Here is a 709-nt window from a genome sequence, read left to right as displayed (position 1 = left end):
CAGCAGCGTAGCACCATACAAACCCTTGTCATTTATTGTGCTGATCCCCAAACCGTTGTTACGAAAAGATCCGTCGGTAAACAAAGGCTCGGAATGACAGGAAGCGCATTTGTCCTTGAACAGCACATAGCCAGCCTGCTCATCAGCAGTAAAGGTTGCACCAGCTTCCTTACGCATTACCTTATCGTATTTAGAATTGCTGCTTACACACATGACCATAAATTGAGATAAGGCTTTCATGAAACGTGCGGTTGTGACCTCTTCTGTTCCAAAAGCGCCTTTAAACATGGCCGTATACTTAGGCAGTGCCCGGATCTTGTTCAATACATTTTCCAGATTTTCGTCCATTTCTTCATGGGTAGTGATGGGCGTGATCGGTTGCAGGTCCAGGTCAAAAACGCCACCGCCCCACATAAAGGCCTTATTCCAGGCCAGGTTCATAATTGGCGGTGAGTTACGTGTTCCCAGGCGGTCATCAATACCGTGGCTCACATCGTGTCCGTGCTGCGTAAATGCAGAAGACTGGATATGGCAGGAGCCGCATGTAATGGTATTATTCCTTGAAAGTCTGGGTTCGTAAAACAATGCCCGGCCCAGTTCAAATCCTTCTTTGGTAACGGGATTATTGGCTAGATTATATACAGGCTCAGGAAAATTAGCTGGTTTCTGAAAACCCAGAAACTTTTCAATCTCTTCTTTGATCGGATTG

1 protein-coding gene is annotated in these 709 nt (G+C 46.1%); it reads right to left on the bottom strand.

The window, feature by feature from the left end:
* The coding region (locus IM797_RS28200) for a cytochrome-c peroxidase (protein WP_370583134.1) at positions 1-702 on the bottom strand (702 nt) is incomplete at its 3' end.
* Positions 703-709 lie beyond the last annotated feature (7 nt).

The organism is Pedobacter sp. MC2016-24 (genome assembly GCF_015223055.1).
Taxonomy (GTDB): Bacteria; Bacteroidota; Bacteroidia; order Sphingobacteriales; family Sphingobacteriaceae; genus Pedobacter.
Note: the sequence above shows the minus strand (reverse complement) of the source record. Positions and strands in the feature narration are given on the sequence as shown.